At 71.6% G+C, this 26,358-nt stretch carries 24 protein-coding genes and 1 pseudogene; 7 read left to right on the top strand and 18 right to left on the bottom strand.

Features of this window, described 5'->3' with window-relative positions; translation table 11 throughout:
* Positions 1–23 precede the first annotated feature (23 nt).
* From IF30_RS0104925 to rfbB, 3 genes are read right to left on the bottom strand one after another with little or no spacing between them, the layout of a single operon-like run.
* On the bottom strand, positions 24–1,361 hold the full coding sequence (locus tag IF30_RS0104925) for a lipopolysaccharide biosynthesis protein (protein WP_199807822.1): 1,338 nt from the start codon (positions 1,359–1,361) through the stop codon (positions 24–26).
* Positions 1,358–2,293 (bottom strand): dTDP-4-dehydrorhamnose reductase, encoded by a 936-nt coding sequence (gene rfbD, locus IF30_RS0104920; protein WP_267884501.1) that lies wholly within the window; start codon positions 2,291–2,293, stop codon positions 1,358–1,360. The genes IF30_RS0104925 and rfbD overlap by 4 nt, the downstream gene beginning before the upstream one ends.
* On the bottom strand, positions 2,290–3,267 hold the full coding sequence (gene rfbB / locus IF30_RS0104915) for a dTDP-glucose 4,6-dehydratase (RefSeq protein WP_030232436.1): 978 nt from the start codon (positions 3,265–3,267) through the stop codon (positions 2,290–2,292). Before rfbB ends, rfbD begins: the two co-directional genes overlap by 4 nt.
* A gap of 81 nt (positions 3,268–3,348) precedes the next feature.
* Here rfbB and rfbA point away from each other — a divergent pair, with 81 nt between their 5' ends.
* Entirely contained in the window at positions 3,349–4,224 is an 876-nt protein-coding gene (gene rfbA / locus IF30_RS0104910) for a glucose-1-phosphate thymidylyltransferase RfbA (protein WP_030232434.1), read from the top strand.
* A complete protein-coding gene (gene rfbC, locus IF30_RS0104905) occupies positions 4,221–4,820 on the top strand; it encodes a dTDP-4-dehydrorhamnose 3,5-epimerase (RefSeq protein ID WP_030232431.1) in 600 nt (199 codons plus the stop codon). Before rfbA ends, rfbC begins: the two co-directional genes overlap by 4 nt.
* 78 nt (positions 4,821–4,898) lie before the next feature.
* Here the strand turns inward: rfbC and IF30_RS0104900 are convergent, their stop codons facing one another.
* From IF30_RS0104900 to IF30_RS0104860, 9 genes are all read right to left on the bottom strand, one after another.
* Entirely contained in the window at positions 4,899–5,348 is a 450-nt protein-coding gene (locus tag IF30_RS0104900) for a GtrA family protein (protein ID WP_030232428.1), read from the bottom strand.
* Positions 5,345–6,307, bottom strand: coding sequence for a glycosyltransferase family 2 protein (locus tag IF30_RS0104895; RefSeq protein ID WP_037898970.1), 963 nt, complete (start codon positions 6,305–6,307; stop codon positions 5,345–5,347). Before IF30_RS0104895 ends, IF30_RS0104900 begins: the two co-directional genes overlap by 4 nt.
* A 203-nt stretch (positions 6,308–6,510) precedes the next feature.
* Positions 6,511–7,704 carry an elongation factor Tu gene (gene tuf / locus IF30_RS0104890; protein ID WP_030055805.1) on the bottom strand — a complete coding sequence of 398 codons (1,194 nt, stop codon included), beginning with the start codon at positions 7,702–7,704 and terminating at the stop codon, positions 6,511–6,513.
* Positions 7,705–7,923: 219 nt separating this feature from the next.
* On the bottom strand, positions 7,924–10,029 hold the full coding sequence (fusA, locus tag IF30_RS0104885) for an elongation factor G (RefSeq protein WP_030232423.1): 2,106 nt from the start codon (positions 10,027–10,029) through the stop codon (positions 7,924–7,926).
* Positions 10,030–10,068: 39 nt separating this feature from the next.
* Positions 10,069–10,539 carry a 30S ribosomal protein S7 gene (gene rpsG, locus IF30_RS0104880; protein ID WP_030232420.1) on the bottom strand — a complete coding sequence of 157 codons (471 nt, stop codon included), beginning with the start codon at positions 10,537–10,539 and terminating at the stop codon, positions 10,069–10,071.
* A 2-nt stretch (positions 10,540–10,541) separates the two neighbouring features.
* Positions 10,542–10,913: a 30S ribosomal protein S12 gene (gene rpsL / locus IF30_RS0104875; protein ID WP_014144289.1), complete on the bottom strand. Its 372-nt coding sequence runs from the start codon at positions 10,911–10,913 to the stop codon at positions 10,542–10,544.
* A gap of 378 nt (positions 10,914–11,291) precedes the next feature.
* Positions 11,292–12,893: a DUF2142 domain-containing protein gene (locus IF30_RS0104870; RefSeq protein WP_030232415.1), complete on the bottom strand. Its 1,602-nt coding sequence runs from the start codon at positions 12,891–12,893 to the stop codon at positions 11,292–11,294.
* A gap of 49 nt (positions 12,894–12,942) precedes the next feature.
* Positions 12,943–14,592 (bottom strand): hypothetical protein, encoded by a 1,650-nt coding sequence (locus IF30_RS0104865; RefSeq protein ID WP_158834749.1) that lies wholly within the window; start codon positions 14,590–14,592, stop codon positions 12,943–12,945.
* Positions 14,593–14,771: 179 nt separating this feature from the next.
* Positions 14,772–15,335 (bottom strand): DUF1707 and DUF4190 domain-containing protein, encoded by a 564-nt coding sequence (locus tag IF30_RS0104860; RefSeq protein ID WP_234322583.1) that lies wholly within the window; start codon positions 15,333–15,335, stop codon positions 14,772–14,774.
* Positions 15,336–15,607: 272 nt separating this feature from the next.
* Here IF30_RS0104860 and IF30_RS0104855 point away from each other — a divergent pair, with 272 nt between their 5' ends.
* The 4 genes from IF30_RS0104855 to IF30_RS0104840 all read left to right on the top strand — a co-directional run bounded on the left by IF30_RS0104855 (position 15,608) and on the right by IF30_RS0104840 (position 20,671).
* Entirely contained in the window at positions 15,608–16,468 is an 861-nt protein-coding gene (locus IF30_RS0104855) for an ABC transporter ATP-binding protein (RefSeq protein WP_051709240.1), read from the top strand.
* Positions 16,465–18,087 carry a hypothetical protein gene (locus IF30_RS0104850; protein WP_037898968.1) on the top strand — a complete coding sequence of 541 codons (1,623 nt, stop codon included), beginning with the start codon at positions 16,465–16,467 and terminating at the stop codon, positions 18,085–18,087. Before IF30_RS0104855 ends, IF30_RS0104850 begins: the two co-directional genes overlap by 4 nt.
* A 144-nt stretch (positions 18,088–18,231) precedes the next feature.
* Positions 18,232–19,503, top strand: a complete 1,272-nt coding sequence (locus IF30_RS0104845; RefSeq protein ID WP_051709238.1) for a DUF2786 domain-containing protein — start codon at positions 18,232–18,234, stop codon at positions 19,501–19,503.
* 55 nt (positions 19,504–19,558) lie between these two features.
* Positions 19,559–20,671, top strand: coding sequence for an ADP-ribosylglycohydrolase family protein (locus IF30_RS0104840; RefSeq protein ID WP_030232402.1), 1,113 nt, complete (start codon positions 19,559–19,561; stop codon positions 20,669–20,671).
* A gap of 52 nt (positions 20,672–20,723) precedes the next feature.
* Here the strand turns inward: IF30_RS0104840 and IF30_RS0104835 are convergent, their stop codons facing one another.
* From IF30_RS0104835 to IF30_RS49060, 3 genes and pseudogenes are all read right to left on the bottom strand, one after another.
* Positions 20,724–22,040 carry a serpin family protein gene (locus tag IF30_RS0104835; RefSeq protein WP_051709236.1) on the bottom strand — a complete coding sequence of 439 codons (1,317 nt, stop codon included), beginning with the start codon at positions 22,038–22,040 and terminating at the stop codon, positions 20,724–20,726.
* 41 nt (positions 22,041–22,081) lie between these two features.
* Positions 22,082–22,549, bottom strand: a complete 468-nt coding sequence (locus tag IF30_RS0104830; protein WP_030232396.1) for an NUDIX hydrolase — start codon at positions 22,547–22,549, stop codon at positions 22,082–22,084.
* Positions 22,536–22,709: pseudogene (locus IF30_RS49060) on the bottom strand (XRE family transcriptional regulator); the annotation flags it as partial. The gene IF30_RS0104830 and the pseudogene IF30_RS49060, both read right to left, overlap by 14 nt.
* A gap of 92 nt (positions 22,710–22,801) precedes the next feature.
* On the opposite strand from IF30_RS49060, the gene IF30_RS0104820 reads away from it, so the two are divergent.
* Positions 22,802–23,113 (top strand): hypothetical protein, encoded by a 312-nt coding sequence (locus IF30_RS0104820; RefSeq protein WP_030232392.1) that lies wholly within the window; start codon positions 22,802–22,804, stop codon positions 23,111–23,113.
* A gap of 61 nt (positions 23,114–23,174) precedes the next feature.
* Here the strand turns inward: IF30_RS0104820 and IF30_RS0104815 are convergent, their stop codons facing one another.
* From IF30_RS0104815 to IF30_RS0104805, 3 genes are all read right to left on the bottom strand, one after another.
* Complete coding sequence (locus IF30_RS0104815; protein WP_030232389.1) at positions 23,175–24,173, bottom strand: ADP-ribosylglycohydrolase family protein; 999 nt, start codon at positions 24,171–24,173, stop codon at positions 23,175–23,177.
* 18 nt (positions 24,174–24,191) lie between these two features.
* Entirely contained in the window at positions 24,192–25,406 is a 1,215-nt protein-coding gene (locus tag IF30_RS0104810) for a cytochrome P450 (RefSeq protein WP_030232386.1), read from the bottom strand.
* Between the two features lie 168 nt (positions 25,407–25,574).
* Positions 25,575–26,327 carry an SIR2 family NAD-dependent protein deacylase gene (locus IF30_RS0104805; protein ID WP_030232383.1) on the bottom strand — a complete coding sequence of 251 codons (753 nt, stop codon included), beginning with the start codon at positions 26,325–26,327 and terminating at the stop codon, positions 25,575–25,577.
* Positions 26,328–26,358 lie beyond the last annotated feature (31 nt).

The following is a 26,358-nucleotide window of genomic DNA, read 5'->3' as shown; positions in this document are numbered from 1 at the left end:
CTGAAGATGGGGGGCGGACACGGTCACTCACCGGCCGTCCGGCTGCTCAACACCGCGGTGCCCGAGTCGTCCGACTGCTGGACGAGACCGGCCGAGTTCGTCGCCGAACGGCCGAAGCTCTGCCTCAGGACCGCCAGCATACCGACGACGGTGGCCACGGAACCGGCCGTGTAGGCCAGGATCACGCGGGTGGACACCTCGCCCGGCAGGAAGGTCACCCCCGCGAGGACCGCGGTGCCGACCGCCCAGCAGAGCAGTTGGAGGTTGTGCCGCTTGAATACCATCAGCGCCTGGCCGAGCACCATCGCGAACATGTACGCCACGGTTCCGGCGGACAACCAGAAGAAGTCGAGACAGCCGAGCACCGGCTTGGCACCGAACAGCACCTGGATCAGCCGGGGGCCGAGGACGACCGCCGGGATCCCGCCGAGCAGCCCGAGCAGGCCCACCACCGCGCCGATCCGGCGGAGCATACCGGTAAACGCGGCCCGGTCGCCGACCGCGATCGCCGCGGAGAGGCCGTTCAGCAGCGAGGCCTGCAGCGAGCCGAAGACGAACAGCGGCACCCGGGCCAGCACCAGCGCGTTGAGCAGGGCGGCGATCAACGCGGAGTCGGACGGCGCGAGCAGCTTGGTGCTGACCACCGCGGCGTTGACCACGACCTGCGAGAGCAGCGTGGAACAGATCAGCAGGCCCAGGCCGGAGCAGAGCTCCGACCAGGCGACCTGCTCGCCGGGCTTGACCGCCCGCAGCAGCGGCGGCAGCGTGGCGATCGCGGCGAGGACCGGCGCGACGGCCAGGATCAGGCTGAACGCGAGCGCCGAGTGCACCCCGGCCGCGCCGAAGGCGAACGCCAGGCCGATCCGCAGCCCGCCGTCGAGGCCGAGCTGGGTGCCGTACGCGCCGAACCGGCCGAGGCCGGCCAGGACGCCGCGGGTGAGGTAGCAGACGGCCATGCCGGTGAACGCCCCGCCGAGTGCCAGAACCAGCGAGCGGTCGCCGTGGAACATCGTCCGGGCGATCGGGCCGGACGCGGCGCCGAGGACGAGCAGGGTCGCGCCGAGGATCCCGCCGGTGAGCAGGGTCGCCCGGCGCAGCACCGGCGCGGCCCCGTGGCCGAGCGCCGCACGGGCCGCGACGATCCGGGTGAGCTCCTGCTCGATCGGGAAGAAGACGCCGATGCCGACGGACATCACGATCGTCCACAGCAGGGAGACGTTCGCCATGTCGTCGACGGACAGGCTGTGGCCCGCCACTCCGAGGTGGATGTAGGAGGCGGCGCCCAGGACGACGGTGCCGCCGGCCACCGCCAGGGTTCCCGGCGGTAGCGCGGCCGTCACCTTCGTCAGTGCGTTCTTCACTGAGATCTGTCGCTCTCGGTGGTCCGGGCCGTGGCGGCCAGTTCGGCGAAGACGGGCTTGTCCAGGGCCGCGGCCAGCATGGCCCGCCACTCGGGCAGCGGTGCCAGCCCGGCGGCGGCCCAGCGGTCGTGGGCCAGCACGCTGAAGGCCGGGCGGACGGCCGGGCGGACGAACGCCTCCGAGGTGGTGGGGCGGATCCGCTCGGGGTCGAGCCCGCTCAGCGCGTAGGTCTCGCGGGCCAGCCCGAACCAGGTGGTCCGGCCGCTCGCGGTGCCGTGGTAGACCCCGGCCGGGGCCTGTCCGGCGAGCGCGGCGCGGCCCAGCTCGACCAGGCGGCCGGCCAGCGCGTACGACCAGGTCGGCTGGCCGTGCTGGTCGTCGACCACGTCCAGGGTGTCCCGCTGGGCGGCCAGCTTGAGCATGGTGGCCACGAAGTTCGGCCCGTGCTCGCCGTACAGCCAGGCGGTGCGCACGACGTAGCCGTGCTCGGGGAGGAGCTCGGCGACGGCGCGCTCGCCGACCAGCTTGCTGCGGCCGTACGCGTTGACCGGCACGGTCGCGGCGTCCTCCGGGCAGGGCTCGGTGGCGTCGCCCGGCAGGACGTAGTCGGTGGAGACGTGCAGCAGCCGGGCGCCGGTCTTGGCGCAGGCCGCGGCCAGGTGGCGCACGCCGGTGCCGTTGACGGCGGTGGCGGCCTCCTCCTCGGTCTCCGCACCGTCGACGTCGGTCCACGCGGCGCAGTTGACCACGAGGTCGTGGCCCTCGACCGCGGCCTGCACGGCCGCGGCGTCGGTGATGTCGAGGTCCGCCCGGCGCAGCGCGGTGACTTCGGCGGTCGGGTCGGCGGCGAGCACCGACAGCAGGTCCCGTCCGAGCATCCCGGCCGCGCCGGTGACCAGCCAGCGCACCCGGCCGGCGGCGTTCGCGGTCACTTGGCCAGGGCCGCCTTCTGCTTCAGCGGCTCCCACCAGGCGCGGTTCTCGCGGTACCAGGCGATGGTCGCGGCGAGGCCGTCCTCGAAGCGGACCTGCGGTTCGTAGCCGAGTTCCTCGCGGATCTTGCTGATGTCGATCGAGTAGCGCAGGTCGTGGCCCTTGCGGTCCTCGACGTGCTCGACCATGTCCCAGCCGGCGCCGGCGGCCTCCAGCAGCAGACCGGTCAGCTCCTTGTTGGTGGCCTCGGTGCCGCCGCCGATGTTGTAGACCTCACCCGCGCGGCCGCCGCGCATGACCAGCTCGATGCCCCGGCAGTGGTCCGAGACGTGCAGCCAGTCGCGGACGTTGCCGCCGTCGCCGTACAGCGGCACCTTCTTGCCGTCGATCAGGTTGGTGGTGAACAGCGGGATGACCTTCTCCGGGAACTGGTAGTGCCCGTAGTTGTTGGAGCAGCGGGTCACCACGACGTCCATGCCGTGGGTGCGGTGGTAGGCCAGCGCCAGCAGGTCGGAGGAGGCCTTGGAGGCCGAGTACGGGGAGTTCGGCTCCAGCGGCCAGGTCTCGGTCCAGGAGCCCTCGCTGATCGAGCCGTACACCTCGTCGGTGGAGATGTGCACGAAGCGGCCGACGCCGTGCTTGCGGGCCGCGTCGAGCAGCACCTGGGTGCCGACGACGTTGGTGAGGACGAAGGGGCCCGCGCCGGCGATCGAGCGGTCCACGTGGGACTCGGCGGCGAAGTGCACCACCACGTCGTGGCCCGGCATGACCTGGTCCACGGCGTCCGCGTCGCAGATGTCGCCCTGGACGAAGGCGTAGCCCGGGTGGTCCGCCACCGGGGCCAGGTTCTCCAGGACGCCCGAGTAGGTGAGTTTGTCAAAGACGGTGATCCGGGCGCTCTCGTCCGCTCCGAGGAGCTGACGGACGAACTCCGAACCAATGAATCCGGCGCCGCCGGTCACGAGGATGCGCATAATGCGCGTAGTCTACCGCCGCCCGAGCGGCCCCCCGCCCCGCCCCCCACCGGCCCCTGCGTTCTCGAATAGGGTGCACCCATGCGTGGAATCCTCCTGGCCGGCGGCACCGGCTCGCGGCTGTGGCCCCTGACCCGTGCGGTGTCGAAGCAACTCCTCCCGGTCTTCGACAAGCCGATGATCTATTACCCCCTCTCGACCCTGGTGATGGCCGGGATAAGCGAAATCCTGATCATCACCACCCCGAACGACCGGGACCAGTTCGAACGGCTGCTGGGCGACGGTTCCCAGTTCGGCCTGAAGCTCCAGTACGCCGTCCAGGAGAAGCCCGAGGGCATCGCCCAGGCCTTCGTCCTCGGCGCCGACTTCATCGGCGACGAGCCGGTGGCCCTGATCCTCGGCGACAACATCTTCCACGGCAGCGGCCTCGGCACCCGGCTGACGGAGCACTCCGACATCAAGGGCGGCCGGGTGTTCGCCTACCCGGTGGCGGACCCGACCGCGTACGGCGTGGTGGAGTTCGACGAGAGCGGCCAGGTCATCTCGATCGAGGAGAAGCCGACCGAGCCCAAGTCCCGTTACGCCGTCCCCGGTCTGTACTTCTACGACAACCGGGTCGTCGGGATCGCCCGCGACCTGAAGCCGAGCGCCCGCGGCGAGCTGGAGATCACCGCCGTCAACGACGCCTACCTGCGCACCGGCGACCTGCACGTCACGATCCTCGACCGCGGCACCGCCTGGCTGGACACCGGCACGTTCGTGTCGATGGTCCAGGCCTCGGAGTTCGTCCGGGTCATCGAGGAGCGCCAGGGCTTCAAGATCGGCTGCATCGAGGAGGCGGTCTGGCGGGCCGGCCTGATCGACGACGCGCAGCTGCGCGAGCTCGCCGAGCCGCTGCTGAAGAGCGGCTACGGCCAGTACCTGCTGGGCCTGCTCGACGAGGCGGCGGCCCGGTGAAGTTCCGCGAGCTCTCCATCGAGGGCGCCTTCGAGATCACCCCGCAGGTGCACGGCGACGCGCGGGGCCACTTCACCGAGTGGTACCGCTTCGACCGGCTCGCCGAGGTCGTCGGCCACCCCCTGAACCTGGCGCAGGCCAACCTGTCGCTGTCCGCCAAGGACGTCGTCCGCGGGATCCACTTCGCCGACGTCCCGCCCGGCCAGGCCAAGTACGTGGCCTGCACCCGCGGCGCCGTGCTGGACGTCATCGTCGACCTGCGGGTCGGCTCGCCGACCTTCGGCCGGTGGGAGGGCGTGCGGCTGGACGACACGGAGCGCAAGGCCGTCTACATCTCCGAGGGCCTCGGCCACGGCTTCTGCGCGCTCACCGACGACGCCACGCTGACCTACCTCTGCTCGGCGACGTACAACCCGACCGGCGAGCACGGCGTGCACCCGCTGGACCCGGACCTCGGCATCGAGTGGCCGGCCGACGTCCCGCAGCTGTCGGACCGCGACGCCGTCGCGCCGTCGCTCGCGGAGGCCCTCGCGACCGGCCTGCTGCCGGACTACGAGGCCTGCAAGGCCTACACGGAGTCGCTGCGGAAGCAGTAGCGGCGGCGCCGCGACGACGGAGGGGACGCGTGCCGCGGCGCGCGTCCCCTCCGTCGTCGGCCCCCGCGGCCGGGGGCCTCAGCGCTTCTTGAACACCCAGAGCTTGAGGAGCACGAACCGGGCCACGGTGGCGAGACCGTTCGCCACGACGAGCCCGGCCACCTCGACCACCCGGGACGCGTGCGGCACCGCCACGCCGAGCAGCGCCAGGGCGCCGCTGCTGAGGCCGAGCCCGATCAGGAACGCGACCGCGCCCTGGAGCTGGTGGCGCACCGCGCCGACCGAGCCGGTGATGCCGAAGGTGAAGCGGCGGTTGGCCGCGGTGTTGGCCACCGCGCTGACGGCCAGGGCGACCAGGTTGGCCACCTGCGAGGACGCGACCAGGCGCAGGACGACGAACAGCGCCAGGTAGAAGAGGGTGCTCAGCACCCCGATGGCCAGGAAGGCCGGCAGTTGCCGCCGCATCCCGGACGCCGGGGCGGCCGGCTCGTCGTGCTCGTTCCGGTCCGCGGAGAGGATCTCGTTCACTCGCCCGTCCCGTACCGGTCCTGCTCCTCGGCGGAGTCGTAGCCGACGAAGTAGGCCGGCCTCGCCTGGACGGCCGAGTAGATCCGGCCGACGTACTCGCCGAGCAGTCCGACGCAGACCAGTTGGACGGCCCCGATGAACAGCATCCCTATGAACAGCGAGGACCAGCCGGGCACGGTGGAGCCGACCGCGTACGCGACCGTGGTGTAGACCGCGAGCGCGATGCAGACCAGGAAGCTGGTCAGCCCGAGCCAGGTGGCCAGCCGCAGCGGCGACGCGGAGAAGTTGGTGACGCTGTCCAGCGCGAGCCGGACCATCTTGGACAGCGGGTAGTGGGTGCTGCCCGCGACCCGCTCCTCCCGCACGTAGACCACCTCGCCGCTGGGGAAGCCCAGCCACGGCACCAGCAGCCGGTAGACCGGCTGGTGCTCGGGCATCGCCTTGAGCGCGTCCACCGCCGCGCGGCTGAGCAGCCGGTAGTCACCGGCCTGGCTGGGCATCCGCTTGCCGACCAGCTTGCGCATCAGCCAGTAGTACGCCCCGGCGGTGTGCCGCTTGAAGAAGGTGTCGGTGCCGCGGTCGCCGCGGACGCCGTAGACGATGTCGAGGCCCTGCTCGCGGGCGAGCGCCAGCATCTCGGGGATCTTCTCCGGCGGGTCCTGCAGGTCGGCGTCGATCGAGACGACGTAGTCGCCGAAGGCGCGGTGGAGGCCGGCGCTGAGGGCCGCCTGGTGCCCGGAGTTGCGGGCGAAGCGGACGATGCGGAACTCGGGCCAGTCCTGACGGATCTTCCGCATCAGCACCGGCGTCGCGTCGGTGCTGCCGTCGTCGACGCCGACCACCTCGTAGGTCACGTCGAGCCCGTCGAGGAGGGGCCGCAGCCGCTCGACGGTCAACGGGAGCGCCTCCTGCTCGTTGTAGATCGGCATCACGATCGACAACAGCGGTGCCGTTGACATGCGTTGGTCCCACTTTCCGCGACGGCGGGGCTTGCTGGTGGCCCGACCATAACAGTCGGCCATGAGCGGGCGGTGAAAGGCGACGTGCCCAGGTGAGCGCCCCGTGAACGGGTCGCCGGTGGACGCCGAAGGGCCCCGCGCACCGTGCGGTGCGCGGGGCCCTTCGGACTCAGCCTGTACGGGCAGGCAGGTCAGAGCACCAATTACTTGATGATCTTGGTGACCTGGCCGGCGCCGACGGTGCGGCCACCCTCACGGATGGCGAACTTCAGGCCCTCCTCCATGGCGATCGGCTGGATCAGCGCGACCGTCATGGCGGTGTTGTCGCCCGGCATGACCATCTCGGTGCCCTCGGGGAGGGTCACGACGCCGGTCACGTCCGTGGTACGGAAGTAGAACTGCGGGCGGTAGTTGTTGAAGAACGGGGTGTGGCGGCCACCCTCGTCCTTCGACAGGATGTAGGACTGGGCCTCGAAGTCGGTGTGCGGCGTGACCGAACCCGGCTTGATGATGACCTGGCCGCGCTCGACGTCCTCGCGCTTGATGCCACGGAGGAGCAGACCGACGTTCTCACCGGCCTGGCCCTCGTCGAGCAGCTTGCGGAACATCTCGATGCCGGTGACCGTGGTGGTGGTCTTGGTCTCCTTGATGCCGATGATGTCGACAGTCTCGTTGACCTTGAGGATGCCACGCTCGATACGACCGGTGACGACGGTGCCACGACCGGTGATCGTGAAGACGTCCTCGATCGGCATCAGGAACGGCTGGTCCACGGCGCGGGCCGGGGTCGGGATGCTCTCGTCGACAGCCTTCATCAGGCCGAGGAGCTTCTCGCCCCACTCCTTGTCGCCCTCCAGCGCCTTCAGCGCGGAGACGCGGACGACCGGCAGGTCGTCGCCCGGGAACTCGTACTCGCTGAGGAGCTCGCGGACCTCGAGCTCGACGAGCTCCAGGATCTCCTCGTCGTCCACCATGTCGGCCTTGTTCAGGGCGACGACGATGTACGGAACGCCGACCTGGCGGGCCAGGAGGACGTGCTCCTTGGTCTGCGGCATCGGGCCGTCGGTGGCGGCGACCACCAGGATGGCGCCGTCCATCTGGGCGGCACCGGTGATCATGTTCTTGATGTAGTCAGCGTGACCCGGGCAGTCGACGTGCGCGTAGTGACGGTCCTCGGTCTGGTACTCGACGTGCGCGATCGAGATGGTGATACCGCGCTGACGCTCCTCCGGGGCCTTGTCGATCTGGTCGAACGGCGTGAAGGGGTTCAGGTCCGGGTACGCGTCGTGCAGCACCTTGGTGATGGCCGCGGTCAGCGTGGTCTTGCCGTGGTCGATGTGACCGATGGTGCCGATGTTGACGTGGGGCTTCGTCCGCTCGAACTTCGCCTTCGCCACTGAGTCCTCCTGAGGACAGATCCTGTACGCCGTGCTGACGTCAGTTGGTCTTGATCGGGCTTGGTCCGTGGTGCCGGAAGCACCTCGCACCGTCCCGCGGGGTAGGGGCCGGAGGCCCCGGGAGAATCCGTCCGGATCCTCCCGGGTCGCCTCCTAATAGCCTAAGGGGTCGGAATCATCCCGAATGTCGGACTGGTTCCGAGGCCGGCAGAGCCGGACCTACTCGCCCTTGGACTTGGCGATGATCTCCTCAGCCACGGCCTTGGGGACCTCGGCGTACGAGTCGAACTGCATCGAGTAGCTGGCGCGACCAGAGGTCTTGCTGCGCAGGTCACCGACGTAGCCGAACATCTCGGAGAGGGGCACCAGCGCCGAGACGACGCGGGCACCGTGACGCTCGTCCATGGACCGGATCTGGCCACGGCGAGAGTTGATGTCGCCGATCACGTCGCCCATGTAGTCCTCGGGCGTGGTGACCTCGACGGCCATCATCGGCTCGAGGAGGACCGGCTTGGCCTTCCTCGCGCCTTCCTTGAAGGCCATCGAACCGGCGATCTTGAACGCGAGCTCGGAGGAGTCGACGTCGTGCGCCTGGCCGTCGAGCAGCTTCACGCGGACACCCTGCAGCGGGTAGCCGGCGAGAATACCGAACTCCATGGCCTCCTGGCAGCCGGCGTCGACCGACGGGATGTACTCCCGCGGCACACGACCACCGGTGACCTGGTTGACGAACTCGTAGCCCTCGGCCTGCTCGAGCGGCTCGATCGCGATCTGCACCTTGGCGAACTGACCGGAACCACCGGTCTGCTTCTTGTGGGTGTAGTCGATGCGCTCGACGGCCTGACGGATCGTCTCGCGGTACGCGACCTGCGGCTTGCCGACGTTGGCCTCGACCTTGAACTCACGCTTCATACGGTCGACCAGCACCTCGAGGTGCAGCTCGCCCATACCCGCGATGATGGTCTGGCCGGTCTCGTCGTCCGTGTTGACCTGGAAGGACGGGTCCTCCTCGGCGAGACGCTGGATGGCGACACCCAGCTTCTCCTGGTCACCCTTGGACTTGGGCTCGATGGCGACGCGGATGACCGGGGCCGGGAAGTCCATGGACTCCAGGATGACCGGGTTCTTCTCGTCGGCCAGCGTCTCACCGGTGGTGGTCTGCTTCAGGCCCATGACGGCGACGATGTCGCCGGCGCCCACCGACTCGATCTCCTCACGCTTGTTCGCGTGCATGCGGTAGATCTTGCCGATGCGCTCCTTCTTGCCCTTCACGGCGTTCAGCACCGAGGTGCCGGACTCCAGGCGGCCGGAGTAGATCCGGACGAAGGTGAGCTTGCCCAGGTGCGGGTCGGACATGATCTTGAACGCCAGCGCGGCCAGGGGCTCGTCGTCCGAGGCCTTGCGGGAGATCTTGGTCTCCGGGTCGTTGGGCTTGGTGCCCTCGATCGACTCGATGTCCAGCGGCGACGGCAGGTACTTGACGACCGCGTCGAGCAGGGGCTGAACGCCCTTGTTCTTGAAGGCGGTACCGCAGAAGATCGGGGTGAAGTCCGAGTTCAGGGTGCCCTTGCGGATCGCGTCCTGCAGCAGCTCGACCGGGATCTCCTCGCCCTCCAGGGCGAGCTCCATGATCTCGTCGCTGATGTTCGAGACGGTGTCGATCAGCTGCTCGCGGTACTCGTCCGCCTGCTCCTGCAGCTCGGCCGGGATGTCGACGATGTCGTACATCTCGCCCTTGGCCGCCTCGGCGGACCAGACCAGCGCCTTCATGCGGACCAGGTCGACGACGCCCTGGAAGTCCGACTCGGCACCGATCGGGAGCTGCATGACCAGCGGGGTGGCGCCGAGGCGGTCCACGATGGTCTGCACGCAGAAGAAGAAGTTGGCGCCCGTGCGGTCCAGCTTGTTGATGAAGCAGATGCGCGGGACGCCGTAGCGGTCAGCCTGCCGCCACACGGTCTCGGACTGGGGCTCGACACCGGCGACACCGTCGAACACCGTCACGGCACCGTCGAGGACGCGCAGCGAACGCTCCACCTCGACGGTGAAGTCGACGTGACCCGGGGTGTCGATGATGTTGATGGTGTGGTCGGCGTCGTCGACCGTCCAGTGACAGGTCGTCGCGGCCGACGTGATCGTGATGCCGCGCTCCTGCTCCTGCTCCATCCAGTCCATGGTGGCAGCGCCATCGTGGACCTCACCGATCTTGTACGAGACACCGGTGTAGAACAGGATCCGCTCAGTGGTGGTGGTCTTGCCCGCGTCGATGTGCGCCATGATCCCGATGTTGCGGACCTTGGCGAGGTCAAGGGAGGTTGCAGCCATGGTGGCTCGTTCTCTCTCTGTCTAGTGACGGGGTACGGACTACCAGCGGTAGTGCGCGAAGGCCTTGTTGGACTCGGCCATCTTGTGGGTGTCCTCGCGACGCTTCACGGAAGCGCCCAGACCGTTGCTGGCGTCGAGGATCTCGTTCATCAGGCGCTCGGTCATGGTCTTCTCGCGACGGGCGCGGGAGTAACCGACCATCCAGCGCAGCGCCAGGGTGCTGGCGCGGCCCGGACGGACCTCGACCGGAACCTGGTAGGTCGCGCCACCGACACGGCGGGACTTGACCTCGAGGGCCGGCTTGACGTTCTCCAGCGCGCGCTTCAGCGTCACGACCGGGTCCGAGCCGGTCTTGTCGCGGACGCCCTCGAGGGCGCCGTAGACGATCCGCTCGGCGGTGGAGCGCTTGCCGTGCAGCAGGATCTTGTTGACCAGCTGGGTGACGACCGGGGAGCCGTAAACCGGGTCGATGATGACCGGGCGCTTCGGGGCGGGGCCCTTACGAGGCATTCTTACTTCTCCTTCTTGGCGCCGTAGCGGCTGCGGGCCTGCTTGCGGTTCTTGACACCCTGGGTGTCGAGCGAACCGCGGATGATCTTGTAGCGGACACCAGGAAGGTCCTTCACACGACCACCGCGCACCAGCACGATGGAGTGCTCCTGCAGGTTGTGGCCCTCGCCCGGAATGTAAGCGGTGACCTCGATCCCGCTGGTGAGGCGCACACGGGCGACCTTACGAAGCGCCGAGTTCGGCTTCTTCGGGGTGGTCGTGTACACACGCGTGCAGACCCCACGGCGCTGCGGGGAGCCCTTCAGCGCGGGAGTCTTGTTCTTCTCGACCTTGTCCTGCCGGCCCTTTCGGACCAGCTGCTGGATCGTAGGCACCGTTTCTCCGTTTTCTGTGTGCCAAGGCTTGGTGGAACTAACCTGCGGTGTCTCCCTCACACACAACCCCGTGGTCGACCCACGCGGTCGGGTGTGTTGGGCTTGTTACGACACGGAATCCCATGGCTGATGTACAGCGACGGCGCTCTACGCGCGGCGCGCTGGGAAGCGCTCCGGCTCGGCGCGGCGACCGGTGTGCATGCACGCACAAGGACCCGGGGACACCCCAGGCACAAGGTCAGAGCGTACCTAGCGCATCGGGCTCGGTCAAAACAAATGCAACGCCGCAGGTCGCGGGGCCCGCACCGGAAGCGGGGGCCGGGCCGGCCCGGAACCGGGCCCCCTACCACAACCGGACACCCCCCGCACCGCGAAACCCTACGCCTCCAGCTGGGCCCCGGCGAGCCGGGCGAGGCCCTGCGGGCCCTCGTTCCCGGACACCCCGGACGACTGCGGCACGGCGCGCTCCCGGTTGTCGGAGACGGCCATGAACAGCCCCATTGTGAGCGAGGCCACCGAGTACAGGACGAGCCAGACCGCCCAGCCGCCGGGCGGCGACCAGTGGGCCGGGCTGATCAGCAGCGGGCCGTCGACCCCGACCGCGTTGCGGCGCAGCGCCCAGAGGAACGCCGCGGCGTTGACCACACTGAGCGAGAAGCCCGAGAGCACCAGCAGCCGGCGCCAGGCGAAGCCGCCCCACGGCAGGCGCTCGTGGCAGATCGCGGCGGCCATGATCGGCAGGCCGACGGCGAACGGCAGCAGGTAGCGGCCCTGCCAGATCATGCCGAGCTGGCGTGCCTGCATGGCCTGGGCCGCTATCGGTATCACGACGATGCCGACCAGCACCCCGACGATGGCCAGGGTGTCCCGCAACCGCGCGTAGCAGAGCGCGAACAGCATCAGGGCGATCACCACGCCGCACCAGACCAGCAGGGTCGCGGCCGGCGGCTCCGCGTCCAGCCAGCCGAAGTAGCCGACCATCTGCTTCATGTACAGCAGGCCGTTGTCGAAGGTCTTCCGGGCCGCCGTCAGCGGGGTGAGGTCGCTCGGGGTGTCGATGACCGAGTTGTCCGGGTGGCCGGACGACCAGAGCAGGGCCGCCCCGGCCGCCACGACCGCCAGTGCGCCCCAGAGCCAGGTCGCCTTGCGGCCGAGCACCCCCGCCAGCGCGCCCTTGCGCGCCAGCAGCAGCCCGAAGAAGAGCGCTCCGGCGAACCAGATCAGCCCCAGCGGGCGGATGCTGATCAGCACCAGGGCGCCGACGCCCAGCCGGGCCAGCCGGCGGTTCAGCAGGTGCGGGTCCGGGCTCATCAGCATCGGGAGGCCGGCGCTCCAGACCAGGATGCCCGCCGCGATCTCCGGGCCGCTCGGGTTGACCACGCCGAAGGTGAACAGGGCCATCGGCGTGGTCGCGGTGGTCACGCCGAGCAGGGTGAAGGAACGCCGCCGCCACTCCGCCGCCGAGACCACCGCGCTCGCCACCAGGGCGGAGCAGATCAGCGCCGACATCAGGCGCATCAGGTAGAAGGCCGCCTCGCCGTGGACCAGGAGGCTGGGCCAGCCCACCGCGAAGTAGTACGCGGGGTGGTAGCGGCCCGCCGCCGTGGTCACCAGGGTCGTCCCCGGGGTCTCCTTCAGCGTCGGGGCGCAGGAGGCGGACTTCTCGGACTTGAAGACGTAGCAGGTGTTGACGTCCTTCAGGTCCTGGTAGATGCGCGGCAGCTCGACGCCGGTCTCGGCGAACCTGCCCTCGATGCCCCCGACCACGTGCGGGACCATCACCTCCCGGCCCTCGACCTGGCCGCGGGCGACGGCTGCCGCCCGCACGAGGTGCGCGTGCTCGTCCGGCGAGCCGCCGATCGGCGTGCTGAGCGACCAGGACGCGCTCAGGGCGAACAGGATCGCGAACGCCACGGCCCACAGCCGCCTCGGCGAGGACGCGAGCCGGTCGGCGAGGGACTTGACGGCGGTGATCATCATCTGGAATGGGCCTTCGGGGTCAGTCCGAGCTCACGGGCGGGAACTGGCACTACTTGATCATGCTGAGCCACGACTGGTCGCCGTCCTTCGAACACTGCCCGCCCGGCGCGAACTTCGGGCAGCTGCCGTCGAGGTTCCGAACGGTGTGCGACACCCAGGGGAGGATGCGGTACGTGTTCTCCTTCGCCGGCATGTAGCGGTCCGACATCGACGAGGAGACCGTGCCGAACAGGAAGAGCAGCGCGAACAGCGTACCGACCACGGCGGCGTGCGGCCCGGGCAGGCCGCCGCCCTCGGCGGCCCCCGCTCCGGCCTCGGCGGCCCGTCGGCGCTCCGCGATCCGCAGCGACACCAGGTGGGCCACCAGGGCGCAGAGCAGCAGACCGCAGTAGAGCATCTGGTTGTTGGTACGGGTGTAGAGCTGCACGGTCTGGGTCTCGTACATGTGCGAGGCGATGTACATCCGCATCACCCAGGCACTCGCGAACATGCAGCAGATGGTGACGACCAGCGGCTTGCGGATGCCGAGCCAGAGCGCGGCACCGAGTGCGACGAACATCACCACGGCGAACAGGTCCATGCCGCCGAACTCGCCCGGCAGCGGCCACTCCCCGACCTTGCCGGGCATGTCCGTGCGCCACATCAGGAAGTACGCCGGGTCGGTGAGGTTGTCGAACCGGAAGGTGGAGTCCTTGGTCTCCTGGCCCTCCGTCAGCATGGTCACCAGGTAGCTGCCGCCGACCAGCAGGAAGGCGGCGCCGGTGGTGGCGAGGAAGGCCAGGCCCTTGCGCCGGTCGGCCCGCCAGGGGAAGTACATCAGCACCGCGACCAGCACGCCCGCCGCGCTCCACAGGAACCAGCCGGAGTAGGTCAGGAACAGCAGCCCGAGCAGCGCCCCGAAGCCGGCCGCCTTCGACAGCAGCGACCGCCAGGCCGCCGTCCCGCTCCGCCGCAGCTGCACCACCAGCGCCACCAGGACCGGCACCAGCACGACCAGCACGGTCTGGCTGTACGGCTTGTAGGCGTCGATCAGGGCGAAGGCCGGCAGCACGCCGAAGGCCAGCGCGCGGACCGGGCTGAGCAGCATCCGCCAGGAGAGGTAGACCAGCGGGCCGAACGCGGCGGCGCCGAGGATCTGCAGGTCCTTGAAGGCGTACGCGGTGTTGCCGCCGTGGAACCACTCGGCGTAGTAGCCCAGGGTGTACAGCGGCGCCGGCGGGTAGACCGGCGAACCCGAGGGCTGACCGTTCGCCACCGCGTGGGCCCACTCGACGATGCGTCCGCTGTCGCCGTTGAGGCCGAACATCGGCCAGGGCGTGCCGAGCAGGGCGATGACCGCGCCGGCCGCGACGAAGCCGCTGGCGAGGCCCGCCAGACCGGCGGAGGAGAAGCGGGCGACCAGGCCGAAGTGCCGTCCGGACCGGACGCGCATGGCGACCACGACCGCGGCGAGCAGCAACAGGCCGATCAGGGCGAACCGCAGCTGCAGCGCGGCGAGCCCGCTCACCTGGGCGATCCGGTCCAGCGGGTCGAGCTTGAAACCACGGGCCAGCAGGGGCAGGACCAGCGCGGCCAGGAAGGCGACCAGCGCCTCACCCGCGAGCAGCACCGGGGAGGAGGCCCAGAACCGGGCGGCGGACGGGCGCTCCGATCCCCGGGCCGGCGAAACTCTGGAGCCCTCCTGGGCACTGACTGTCACTGGAACGGTCCTCGACTCGTGGTTGCTCACCCGGCCCGCCCGGCACCACTTCGCCGACGGACGCGGAAACTACGGGATTCAGGTGCGCGGGGGCAGCCCCGGGCATCATAGGTCCTTCATCTTGTGAAGGCGTGCCGGGCGGCTTCGGCCACGAACCGGCCCGGTCCCGTGCGCCCCCGCTAGAACAAGCCGAGAAGGAGCATCAGGGTCCAGAACGCGCTGCCCAGGTAGCCGATGACCAGGCCGAGGACGGCCGCCGAGTCGCCGGCCGAGTTGTCGCGGCGGATCTGCGCGCGGGCGACGTGTCCGGTGACCACCGCCGGGAGGGAGAGCCCGGTCAGGCCGCACATCAGGGAGACCACGGCCAGCACGTTGGTGGGGCGGACCTGCGGGGGCGGCGGGGCGGGCAGGAAGGTGACCGGAACCGGCGGGGCCAGCGGGGCGAGGGCCGGCGTCGCCATCGGGCCGACGGGCAGGTCCACCACCAGCGCCGCCAACTGACCGTAGGTCTGCGCCGCGGCCACGGCCTCGTGACGCTGCTCGAACTCCTCGGCGGAGAGCCGGCCCTCGGCGAACGCGGCCTTCAGCACGTCGACCGTCCGGTCCCGGTCCGCGTGGCCCGCCCGCATCGCGGCCTGCGCGGACACCGCCGAGGCGGGCTGCCAGCCGACGGGCGGCCGGTGGCCGTGGCCCCGCCCGTACCCGTCGCCGGGACCGGGTTCGCCCCACGGTCGAACGGACATCCGCCACCTCCCGGTACCGCGGCACCCCCGCGCACGCTCGCTGCTCCTCATAGTGCAGGACGAACGGCCGGGCCGAGTAGTTGCCGATCCGGCCCAGCAGCCGTCAGGAAGCGGATCCCGCACGGCGTGCCCCACCCGTACGGCGCACACGCTCAGAGGATCCTCAACTCGGGCGACAGCCCGCCCGGGCAGTGCCAGGCTGAGATCCGAGACGTTCCGTCCGCCACGATCCGTCCGCCACGATCCGTCCACCACGAGCAGAGAAGGCCTCGATGCAGGCGTCAGAACCGCCGTCCACCGACCTCCCCGGGCCGGGCACCCCGTCCGCCGTCAGCATCCAAGGGCTGTGGAAGCACTTCGGCACCCAGGCCGCCGTGGCCGGGCTGAGCCTGGAGCTGCCGGCCGGCGCCTTCATCGGACTGGTCGGCCCCAACGGCGCCGGCAAGACCACCACGCTGTCGATGGCCACCGGGCTGCTGCGGCCCGACCAGGGGGCCGTCCTGGTGCACGGCACCGACGTGTGGGCCGACCCGGTCACGGTCAAGGCGCGGATCGGCATCCTGCCCGAGGGGCTGCGGATGTTCGAGCGGCTCAGCGGGCGCGAGCTGCTGCAGTACACCGGCCGGCTCCGCGGCCTGCCGGGCGCCGAGGTGGACCGCCGGGCCGAGGAGCTGCTGGCCGTGCTGGACCTCGGCCGGGACGCCGACAAGCTGGTCGCCGACTACTCCACCGGCATGCGCAAGAAGATCGGCCTGGCCGCGGCGCTGCTGCACAACCCCGACGTGCTGTTCCTGGACGAGCCCTTCGAGGGCGTCGACCCGGTCTCCGCCCAGACCATCCGCGGCGTGCTCAAGCGGTACGCGGCGGCCGGCTCCACCGTCGTCTTCTCCAGCCACGTGATGGAACTGGTCGAGCAGCTCTGCGACTGGGTGGCGGTCGTCAACGCGGGCCGGGTGATCGCCCAGGGGCCGCTGGACACGGTGCGGGGCGGGCGCAGCCTGCACGAGGCCTTCCTCGACCTGATCGGCGTCCGCGAGGACGACGGGCAGGCGCTCGGCTGGCTCGGCGGCGGAGGGGTCGGCGGGCAGCGCGGGAGCGGGCCGGTCGGCGAGCAGCTCGGGAGCGGACAGTGAGTACGGCCCTCGGCCACGCCGTCCCCGACGGGCGGACGGTGGTGCGGGCCCTGGTGGCGCTCAAGCTGCGACTGCTGCGCAACGGCCTTCGGCGCAGCCCCGGCCGGACCGCCGTCTACGTGATCGGCGGTCTCGCCGGCCTCGCCTTCGCGTCCGGCGTCGCCATCGCCATGGCCGCGCTGAACGGCCGCTTCGCGGGCTCCGGGGACGCCGGGGTGATGCTGCTCGGCGTGCTGACCCTGGGCTGGGCCGCGCTGCCGCTGTTCCTGTTCTCCAGCGACGAGAGCGCCGACCCGACCCGGCTCACCATGCTGCCGCTGCGGCCCGGTCCGCTGCTGCGGGGCACCCTGCTGGCCGCGCTGATCGGGCCCGGGCCACTGGTCAACCTGGTGCTGGTGACCGGCGCCGTACTGGCCGGCGCCGGCGGCGGCGCCTCGGTCGCGTTCGCGGTCGTCGGCGTGCCGCTCACGGTGGCCTGCCTGGTCACGCTCTCCCGCGCGGTCGCGGCCGGCAACGCCCGGATGCTCTCCAGCCGGCGCGGCAAGGACTTCGCGATCTTCGGCGGCCTGGCCTTCGCGCTGCTGATCCAGGCGGCCAACGTCGGTTCGCAGAGCGTCTTCGGCCGCCCCGGCGACACCATCGACCTCAGCCCGCTGCAGCCGATCGCCTCCGTCCTGCGCTGGATCCCGCCGATCGGCGCGGCGGACGCGGCCCGCACCGCCGCCGACGGCCGGTACGGGCTCGCGCTGCTGCAGCTCGCCTCGGCCGCCGTCCTGCTGGTGCTGCTGCTGCGCTGGTGGCGCGGCAGCCTGCAGGAACTGATGGTCACCGCCGACGCCTCCACCCAGGAGGTGGCCCGCGGGGTGCAGCGCTCGCGCGGCTGGGGCTTCCTGCCCGAGGGCCGGGCCGGCGCGGTGATGCAGCGCCACCTGCGGTACGCCTGGCGCGAGCCGCGGGCCAAGGCGGCGCTCTTCACCAGCGTCGGCATGACGGTGGTGATCAGCCTGCTGTCGATGGTCCAGGGCTGGGCGAGCGTCTACCTGCTGGCGATGGCCGGGATGTTCCTCGGGCTGCAGATGCTCAACCTGTTCGGCATGGACGGCTCGGCGTTCTGGATGGTCGCCGCCACCCTGCGCACCCCGGCCGACGCCCGGGACGAGCTGCGCGGGCGGGCGTACGCGGTGCTGTCGTACGCCGTCCCGGTGACGCTGCTGCTCGGGCTGCTGCTGGCGGCCGTCACCGGCCACTGGGAGCAGCTGCCGTCCGCGATCGGACTGGCGCTCGCGGTGCTCGGCTGCGGCGTGGCACTCGGAGCGCTGTTCAGCGTGCTGGCGCCCTACACCATGCCGGCCGACAGCAACCCCATGCGCAACGCCGCTCCGGGCCAGAGCGGGCTGGTGATGCTCAACTCCTTCGGCTCGATGTTCGGCGTCGCGGTGCTCGCCCTGCCGGTGGGCGGCTACCTCGCCTGGGCGCTGACCTCGGACGGGCCGAACTGGCCGGTGCTGCTGGTCGGCCCGCTGTACGGCGCCCTGGTCGCCGTCCTCGGAGTGCGGCTGGCCGCCACCCGGCTGCTGGAACGCACCCCGGAGATCCTGGCCAAGGCCGTCCAGCGCTGACCCGCCGCCGCTCCGCCGCCCCCTCGCCGCCTCCCCAGCCGCCCCTCCCGGGGCGCCCCCGCCGCCGACCGGCCCCGGTCACCGGACCGGCCTCCGGCATCATGGGCAGGAGGAACGGGCCGTCGAGGAGAGCAGGGACACACCGTGGGCAAGCACGCGCAGCAGGGCGGGGACGCCGGGCCGCTGCTGGAGCAGGCGGTGCGGTCGACGCTGACGGCCTCCGAGGAGGGTCTGGACCTCGCGCTGGACACCGGGGCGTCGCTGCTGGCCGCCTCGGCCGGGCAGTGGCCGGCGGTCAGCCGGGCGCTGCTGGGGTACGCGGACACCGCCGTCGGCCGCTGCTGGTCCGCCGGATGGCGCCCGGCGGACCTGGTGCGGGTGGTGCGGCGCGGGCTGAAGCCGGTCCACCTGGCCCTCGCCGTGGACCTGATCGCCGCCGAGAACCGCCGCCACCCCGCGGCGGCCCTCGACCGGCGCTGGCACGAGCAGCTGCGCGAGCTGGAGGCCGAGGTCTGGTGGCCCGGCGACGAGCAGTACCTCGGGTCCTTCGCCCAGCGGCACCGGCTGGACCGCTTCGCCCTCGCCACCGCCGTCCTGGAACTGCTGCGCACCTGGGGGCGGCTGCCCCCGATCGCCCCGGCGGGGCCGGCCCCCGGGCAGCCGGTGCGGCCGCAGCACGCCGGGCCGGTGGCCGGCGAGCCGCGGATGCTGGCCCGGATCCGGGCGCTGCTCGCCAAGGCCGAGTCCACCGAGTACCCGGAGGAGGCCGAGGCGCTGACCGCCAAGGCCCAGCAGCTGATGGCGCAGCACAGCATCGACGAGGCGCTGGTGGCCGCCGCCGGTGCCGACCGCGACGCCCCGGCGGCGCTGCGGATCGGGGTCGACAACCCGTACGAGGGACCGAAGACGATGCTGCTGGACGCGGTCGCGGCGGCCAACCGGTGCCGGGTCGTGTGGGCGAAGGAGTTCGGGTTCTGCACCGTCGTCGGCTTCGACGGCGACCTCGACGGCGTCGAACTGCTCTACACGTCGCTGCTGGTGCAGGCCACCCACGCGCTCAACACGGCGGGATCGCGCCGGGACTCGCGCAGCAAGGCATTCCGGCAGTCCTTCCTGGTCGCGTACGCGGCGCGGATCCGCGAGCGGCTGACCGCCGCCACCGAGCGGACCACCAGCGCCGCCGCGGCCGGCCGGCACCTGCGCGAGGACGGCACCGAGGAGCAACTGCTGCCGGACGAGCGGCTGCTGCCCGCGCTCGCCGCCCGCTCGGAGGCCGTGGACGAGGAAGTCGGCCGACTGTTCCCGAAGCTGGTCTCGCAGCGGGTCCGGGTCAGCGACGGCGTGGGCTGGGCGGCCGGTCGCGCCGCCGCCGACCGGGCCGCGCTGCACGGGCGTGCCGGACAGATCCGCGGGTAGCCGGGCAGGAAGACCTGATAGAACGTACTCCGCCACGAACCAAGGGGGATTCGACGTGACGGAGCCGGCGGCCGAGTCGGAGTACCGGGACCGGGTGCGCGGAGCACTGCTCGGCGGAGCGATCGGCGATGCGCTGGGCTGGCCGGTGGAGTTCCAGCAACTCCACCAGATCCGGGGCGGATTCGGACCTGAGGGCGTGACCGCGCTACCGGCCGGCCCCGGGCCGGCCGAGGTCACCGACGACACCCAGATGACGCTGTTCACCGCCGAGGGCCTGATCCGCGGCTTCGTCCGCGGCTGGACGGGCGGCGGCGGCTCGGTGCCGGAGGCCGTGCACGCCGCCTACCGGCGCTGGCTGCTGACCCAGCACCAGCCCGCGCCGGACGCCGAACCGCAGCCCCGCCCGTACGACGGCTGGCTGCTGCGGCAGCCCTTCCTGTACGCGCGGCGGGCCCCGGGCAACGCCTGCCTGAGCGGGGTGTCCGAACACCCGGTGTTCGAGGCGCCGTCCGTGATCGGGCGGCCCGGGCCGGTCAACCCCGGCTCCAAGGGCTGCGGCACCGTGATGCGCTCGGCGCCGTTCGGGCTGGCCCGGCTCGGCGTCGAGCAGTCCTTCGGGCTGGCCGTGCAGTGCGCCCAGCTGACCCACGGGCACCCGACCGGCTACCTCGCGGCGGGCGCCTTCGCGGCGCTGGTCGAGCGGCTGGCGAACGGCACGGAGCCGTGGGCGGCGGTCGGCGAGACCGTGGAGCAGATCCGCGAGCTGCCGAACTCCAAGGAGACCGTCCAGGCACTGGCCCGAGCGGTGCGGCTGGCCCAGGAGGCCGAGCCCGTGGCGGAGACGGTGGAGCGGGTCGGGCTCGGCTGGATCGCCGAGGAGTGCCTGGCCGTCGCGGTGTACTCGCTGTTGGCGGCCACCCTCGACCCCGACCCGGTGCGCACCGCGCTGCTGCTGTCGGTGAACCACTCCGGGGACAGCGACTCGACCGGCGCGGTCTGCGGCAACCTGGTCGGAGCCGCGTACGGCGCATCGGCGCTGCCGCCCGAGTGGGCCGGGGCGGTCGAGGGGCGGGCCGAGCTGCTGAGGGTCGCGGACGACCTGCTGGTGCTGTTCGGCAGTCGCGACCCCCGCCACCCGGCCCTCGGCGGGCGCTACCCCGCTTGGTAGCTGCTTCCGGCAGCTGCTTCCGGCGGCTGCTTCCGGCGGCTACCTCTGGTAGCTACTTCGCCTGCGGATCGGTGACCTGGCCGAGGAACAGCGGTCGCCCGCTGGTGGTGTCCCGGATCAGGAACAGGAACGGCCGGTCGATGTGCAGCTGGGCGGCCTGACGCGGGGCCGGCGCCCCCGCCCCGGCGATCCCGGCGCCGCTGCCGGCCGCCGCGACCGTACCGCCCTCGTCGACCTCGATGGTGGCCTTCTGCACCACCGTGCTCACGGCGAGCGGATCCTTGGCGATGCCGCCGAAGTCGGCCTTGTCGAAGGCCGCGTGGACGCCGAGCGAGCGCAGCGCGGGGGTGAGCTCGTTGGACGTGTCGAAGTGGAAGCGCGGCAGCTGCAGGTCGACGGGCTGCTCGGCGAGGGCGCCGATGATCCGGTCCAGCTGGGGCTGGTCCAGCCCCTTGGTGAAGGCAGCGAAGCCGCCCTGCGCGGGGACGATCAGATCCATCGCCAAGGTGGTTCCCGCGTAGGGGAGTTCGACGGCCTGCCAGGGCTCGCCGACGATCCCGCCCGAGCCGTCCGCGTACTTGAACTCGCCGGTCTGGCTCATCAGCGGGACGGCCGGGGCGGAGCCGTCGAGCTTGTGGAAGGGCCGGTCGGCGGTGTGCGCGGGCTTGAACTCGGAAGCCCACTTCGCCTTGAGGTAGAGCGCGTCGGTGAGGACCAGCCGGGTGTCCGGATCGATCGTCCTCGGGGCGAACAGGTCCTTGATCCGCCCCTCGGTGGCCTTCTCCACGGCCGCGTTGACCGCCTTGCGGCTGCCCTCCGGATCCTTCTTGAAGTCGGTGGTGTGCACTCCGGCGTCGAAGGCGGCGGCGAGCGTCGCCAGGTAGTCCGGCTCCACGGGGAGGCCCTGCTGCGTCCAGACCTCGTCGGCCTGGTGCAGGGCGTCCTGGTCGCCGTTCCCGGTCCGCCGGTCGAGCGCGCCGACTGCGAGCGCGTACTGCTTCGGGTCGAGTTCGGTGTGCAGGGCCTTGGCGAGTTCGTCGGCGGTCTCGCCGCGCGCCCCGGGCAACAGCATCCCGAGCACGGTGGCCAGCCCGACGGGCGAGACCACCGTGTTGCGCCCGGCGCCGTCCGGCGCCGCGGTGAGGGTGTGCAGGAGGTCCAGCCCGAAGGCGTCAGTGCCCTTGGCGGCGGCGGCCACCTGGGCCGGATCCACGGCGGGCCGGGCGGCCGGCGCGGAGGCTCTCAGCTCCGCGCCGGTGGCGGCCCCGGTGCTGCCGCACCCGGCGACCAACGGCGCGGCGAGCGCGGCGGCCAGCAGCAGCGCCGCCGGGCGACGGCGGCGGTTTCCGAGCATGCTGCGGTTCGTCATGCCCCTTCGACGCGGCGCCTCGCCGACCGGTTCCGCCTCGGCTACCGGACGACGGGGATCCGACTACTTCGCCAGTCATGGAGCCGCTTGCGGATGCCGGCGACCATGGGAAGCGCGTCCATCTCGTCCGGCTTGAACCAGGCGACTTCGAAGGACTCGTCCGAGGTACGGAGGCTGCCGCCGATCGCCCGCCCGAGAAGGCAGATGGAGAACTCCTGGCGGACCTCTCCGTCGTCGTAAGCGAAGACGTGGCCCGGGTCCGTGTAAGTGCCGACGATCCCGCTGATCTCGATCTCGATGCCGGTCTCCTCGCGGGTCTCGCGAATCCCGCAGCCCGCGAGAGATTCGCCCAGCTCCATCTTTCCGCCGGGCAGCGCCCACATGCCGTTGTCGGTGCGCCGGTGCAGCAGTACTCGGCCGATCTCGTCGACGACGACCACAGAAGCAGCCGGAACCAGACTGTTGGCCTCGGGGGCGTTCGGATCGTCTTCGTAGTCACGCCTGGCCATGCTCGGACGCCTCCCAGATGTTCCGCCCCCGCCCCCACAGTTCTTCGACGTGACCGGCGAAGCGGTCGAACATGCCGTCAGGCTGGCTTCGCCGCAGGTGCAGCATCGGCGAGTCATGGCCGGCCCGGCGGGCGAGGATCGGCGTCACGATCATCTCATTCTGGTGGAGGCCCTGTCCGTGGAGTGGGGCTGGGAGTCCCGGCCGGACGGCATTGGAAAGATCATTCTGGTGGGCCCGGAAGGTGGTGCGTGATGGGGCTCGTGAGCGCATCCGAGGAGGCCTCGCCGGACCCGTGTCCCGTGGTGGTGGAGATCAAGGGCATCACGGAACCCGCGCAGTTCGCCAAGCTGCCGGACGCGCTGTCGGCGCTGCTCGCCTCGCTGCGGGCACTGCCGCTCGGCATCGAGCAACTGGAGTATTTCGACGAGCTGTTCGACCCCGGCTCCGTCCAGCGCATCGGCCACCGGATCGTGGCGTACGGCGAGGTTCGGGCGCTCGCATTCCTCGGCCTGACGCCCCACGTGGTCAAGGTGTACACGGCTGGTCATGAAGCGCCCCGATGAGGCGGCGCCGCTATGTGGCTCTCCGGTCGCAGCTTCGCAGCAGGAAGTCTGATCCGACCGGTCAGTCCCAGAGCGCCCCGAACTCCAGCAGCTCGTCGCGGTGCTCGATCCGGTCGACCCACTCCTGCGGCCAGGCCGACTCGCCGTGGTGGGCGCCGGCGAAGGCGCCGGTCAGGCAGGCCAGCGAGTCGGAGTCGCCGGAGCTGTAGGCGGCGCGGCGGACGGCGGCGACCGGGTCGTCGGGCAGCAGCAGGAAGCAGAGCAGGCCGGTGCCGAAGGCCTCCTCGGCGACCCAGCCCTCGCCGGTGGCCAGGCAGGGGTCGGCCTCCAGGTCGGGCGCGGCGAGCGCGGCCTGGAGCTGGTCGAGGACCTTGAGGCAGTCGTCCCAGCCTCGGGCGAGCACGGCCTGCGGCGAGGCGCCGTACCAGCGGGCGGCGAGGTCGCCGAGCCAGAACTCGTCGTAGCGCCCGCGGCTCGCCAGCGCGTACGCCCGCAGCACCGCGAGCAGGCCGGCGGGTGGGGCGCCCTCGGCGAGCTTGCGGACGGCATACGCCGTGAGGTCGCTGGCGGCGAGGGCGGTCGGGTGGCCGTGGGTGAGTGCGGACTGCAGCTGGGCGGCGCCGGAGAGCTGCCGGGCGTCCAGTTCGCGGATCAGCCCGACCGGGACGACCCGCATGTTGGCGCCGCAGCCCTTGGAGCCGACGTCGCTGGCCTGCTGCCAGCGGTACTCGGGACGGCTGAGCCGCTCGCAGGCGCGCAGGCAGGTCATGCCGGGGGCGCGGTTGTTCTCCGGGGAGCGCCACCAGTCGACGAACTCCTCGCGGACCGGCTGCTCCACGCGCAGCGGGGTCAGCGGTCCGCGGGCCAGGGCGGCGCGCAGGCCGCGGCCGAGGGCGAGCGTCATCTGGGTGTCGTCGGTGACCAACGCCCTGGCGGGCAGCGGGAGTCGACGCCAGTCCGGATGGTCGACGGCGATCCGCTCGACGTCCTGGAACTCGGTCACCCGGCCCATCGCATCACCGATCGCCAAGCCCAGCAGCGCCCCCGTCGCCTTGCCCACGGCCGTTCCCCCTCGTCGTCAGACCTCGACCAGCAGTTCCTTGAGCCCGCGGATCACGTAGCCCGGGTTCCACTCGGGCTCGCGGACCAGCCGCAGGCCCGGGGCCCGGCGCAGCAGGGTGCCGTAGGACTCGGTGAGCTCCAGTCTGGCAAGCGGGGCGCCGAGGCAGAAGTGGATTCCGGCGCCGAAGGTGACGTGGGGGTTGTCGGTGCGGCCGAGGTCGAGGCGGTCCGGGTCGGCGAAGCGCTCGGGGTCGCGGTTGGCGGAGCCGAAGAGGAGGGCGATCTCGGCGCCGCGCGGGATGGTGACGCCGCGGACCTCGACGTCCTCGAGGACCCAGCGCTCGAACATCTGCAGGGGGGTGTCCCAGCGCATCAGTTCCTCGACGGCGGTGGGCAGCAGCCCGTCCACCGCGCCGCGCAGCCGGGCGAGTTCCTCCGGGTGCCGGAACAGGGCCCACCAGCCGTTGCCGGTGGTGTTGACGGTGGCCTCGTGGCCGGCGTTGAGCAGCAGCACGCAGGTGGAGACCATCTCCTGCTCGCTGAGCGCGTCGGAGCCCTCCTGGGCCTGGATGAGCGCACTGATCAGGTCGTCGCCCGGGGCGGCCCGGCGCTCGCGGATCAGGGCGCGCAGGTAGTCGGAGAACTCGGTGCTCGCGGTGACGGCCCGGCGGGCGGCTTCCTCGGTGGGGTTGAGTTCGAACATCCCGGTGATGTCGGCGGACCACGGCCGCAGCAGGTGCCGGTCGCCGTCCGGGACGCCGAGCATCTCGGCGATCACGGCGACCGGCAGCGGCTCGGCGACGGTGGCGATCAGGTCTCCCCCGCCGGCCGCGAGCAGGTCGTCGACCAGTTCGCCGGCCAGCCGTCGGACGGTCGGGCGCAGGCCCTCGACCATGCGCGGGGTGAAGGCCTTGGAGACGAGCCGGCGGATCCGGGTGTGGTCGGGCGCCTCCAGGTCGAGCAGCCCGTGGTCGTTCAGGGTGTGGAAGGGCTCGTGCGCCGGGTCGGGCTCGGGGCGGCCGAACTCCGCGTGGCTGAAGCGGTGGGTGTAGGTGCGGCCGAGCCGCCGGTCGCGCAGCAGCGCGCTGACGTCCTCGTGGCGCGAGACGAGCCACTGGTTCGTCGGCTCGAAGTACGTCACCGGCGCGTGTTCGCGCAGGTCGGCGTACGCGTCGTACGGGTGGGCCACGAACGCCGCCGACCAGGGGTCGAACTTCGCCGTCGTCGTCATCGTCGATCACTCCAGGCCGTGAAGGGGAGCCGGACGGATCATCGTACGCACGCGGTACGCCCGATATAAGCCCCTTCCGGCCCCCCTTCCGGGCCCCCGTTCCAGCCCCCTCCCGGCCCCCCGTTCCAGCCCGTTCCGGCCCCGGTCGACCCCCTCCTGGGCGCCCGCTCAGGCCCGGTCCGGCACCAGTTCCCGCACCAGCCGCCGCACCAGTACGGGCAGCGCCTCGGAGATCGGCTCCCGGATCACCTCGTCCGCCGCCTCGTCGTACGGCGTCGCCTCGGCGTTCAGGATGATCAGCCGCGCCCCGGACTCCACCGCGGCGTACGGCAGCGCCGCCACCGGGAACACCTGCAGGCTGGTGCCGACCGCGAGGAAGACGTCGCAGGCCCGGGCGATCGAGTCGGCCTGCCCGAGGACCTCCGGGTCCAGGTTCTCCCCGAACATCACGGTGCGCGGCTTGAGGATCCCCCCGCACTCCCGGCAGGCCGGATCCGGCTCCCCCGCCTCGACCCGGGCCAGCGCCTCCGCCATCGGCCCGACCACCCGGCACCGCAGACACTGCACCTCCCGCGTGTTGCCGTGCAGTTCGAGCACCTTGCGGGCGGTCAGTCCGGCCTCCTGGTGCAGGCCGTCCACGTTCTGGGTGAGCACCCGAAGCGGCAGGCCGGAGCGCTCCAGGTCGGCCAGGGCCAGGTGCCCCGCGTTCGGCCGGGCCCCCCGTGCGCCCGTCTCCAGCCGCATCCGCCAGGCCCGCCGCCGGACCTCCGGGTCCGCCCGGTACGGCCCGATGGTGACCAGCTCCTGTGCCGTCGGGTCCTGCCGCCACAGCCCCTGCGGGCCGCGGTAGTCGGGGATGCCGGAGTCGGTCGAGATGCCCGCTCCGGTGAGCACGGCGATCAGGGGGCGCTTCGCGTTCATGCACCGGACGGTACGGCCGCCGCCCCGCCCG

It is taken from the genome of Streptomyces sp. NRRL S-350, from assembly GCF_000719705.1.
Taxonomy (GTDB): Bacteria; Actinomycetota; Actinomycetes; order Streptomycetales; family Streptomycetaceae; genus Kitasatospora.
Note: the sequence above shows the minus strand (reverse complement) of the source record. Positions and strands in the feature narration are given on the sequence as shown.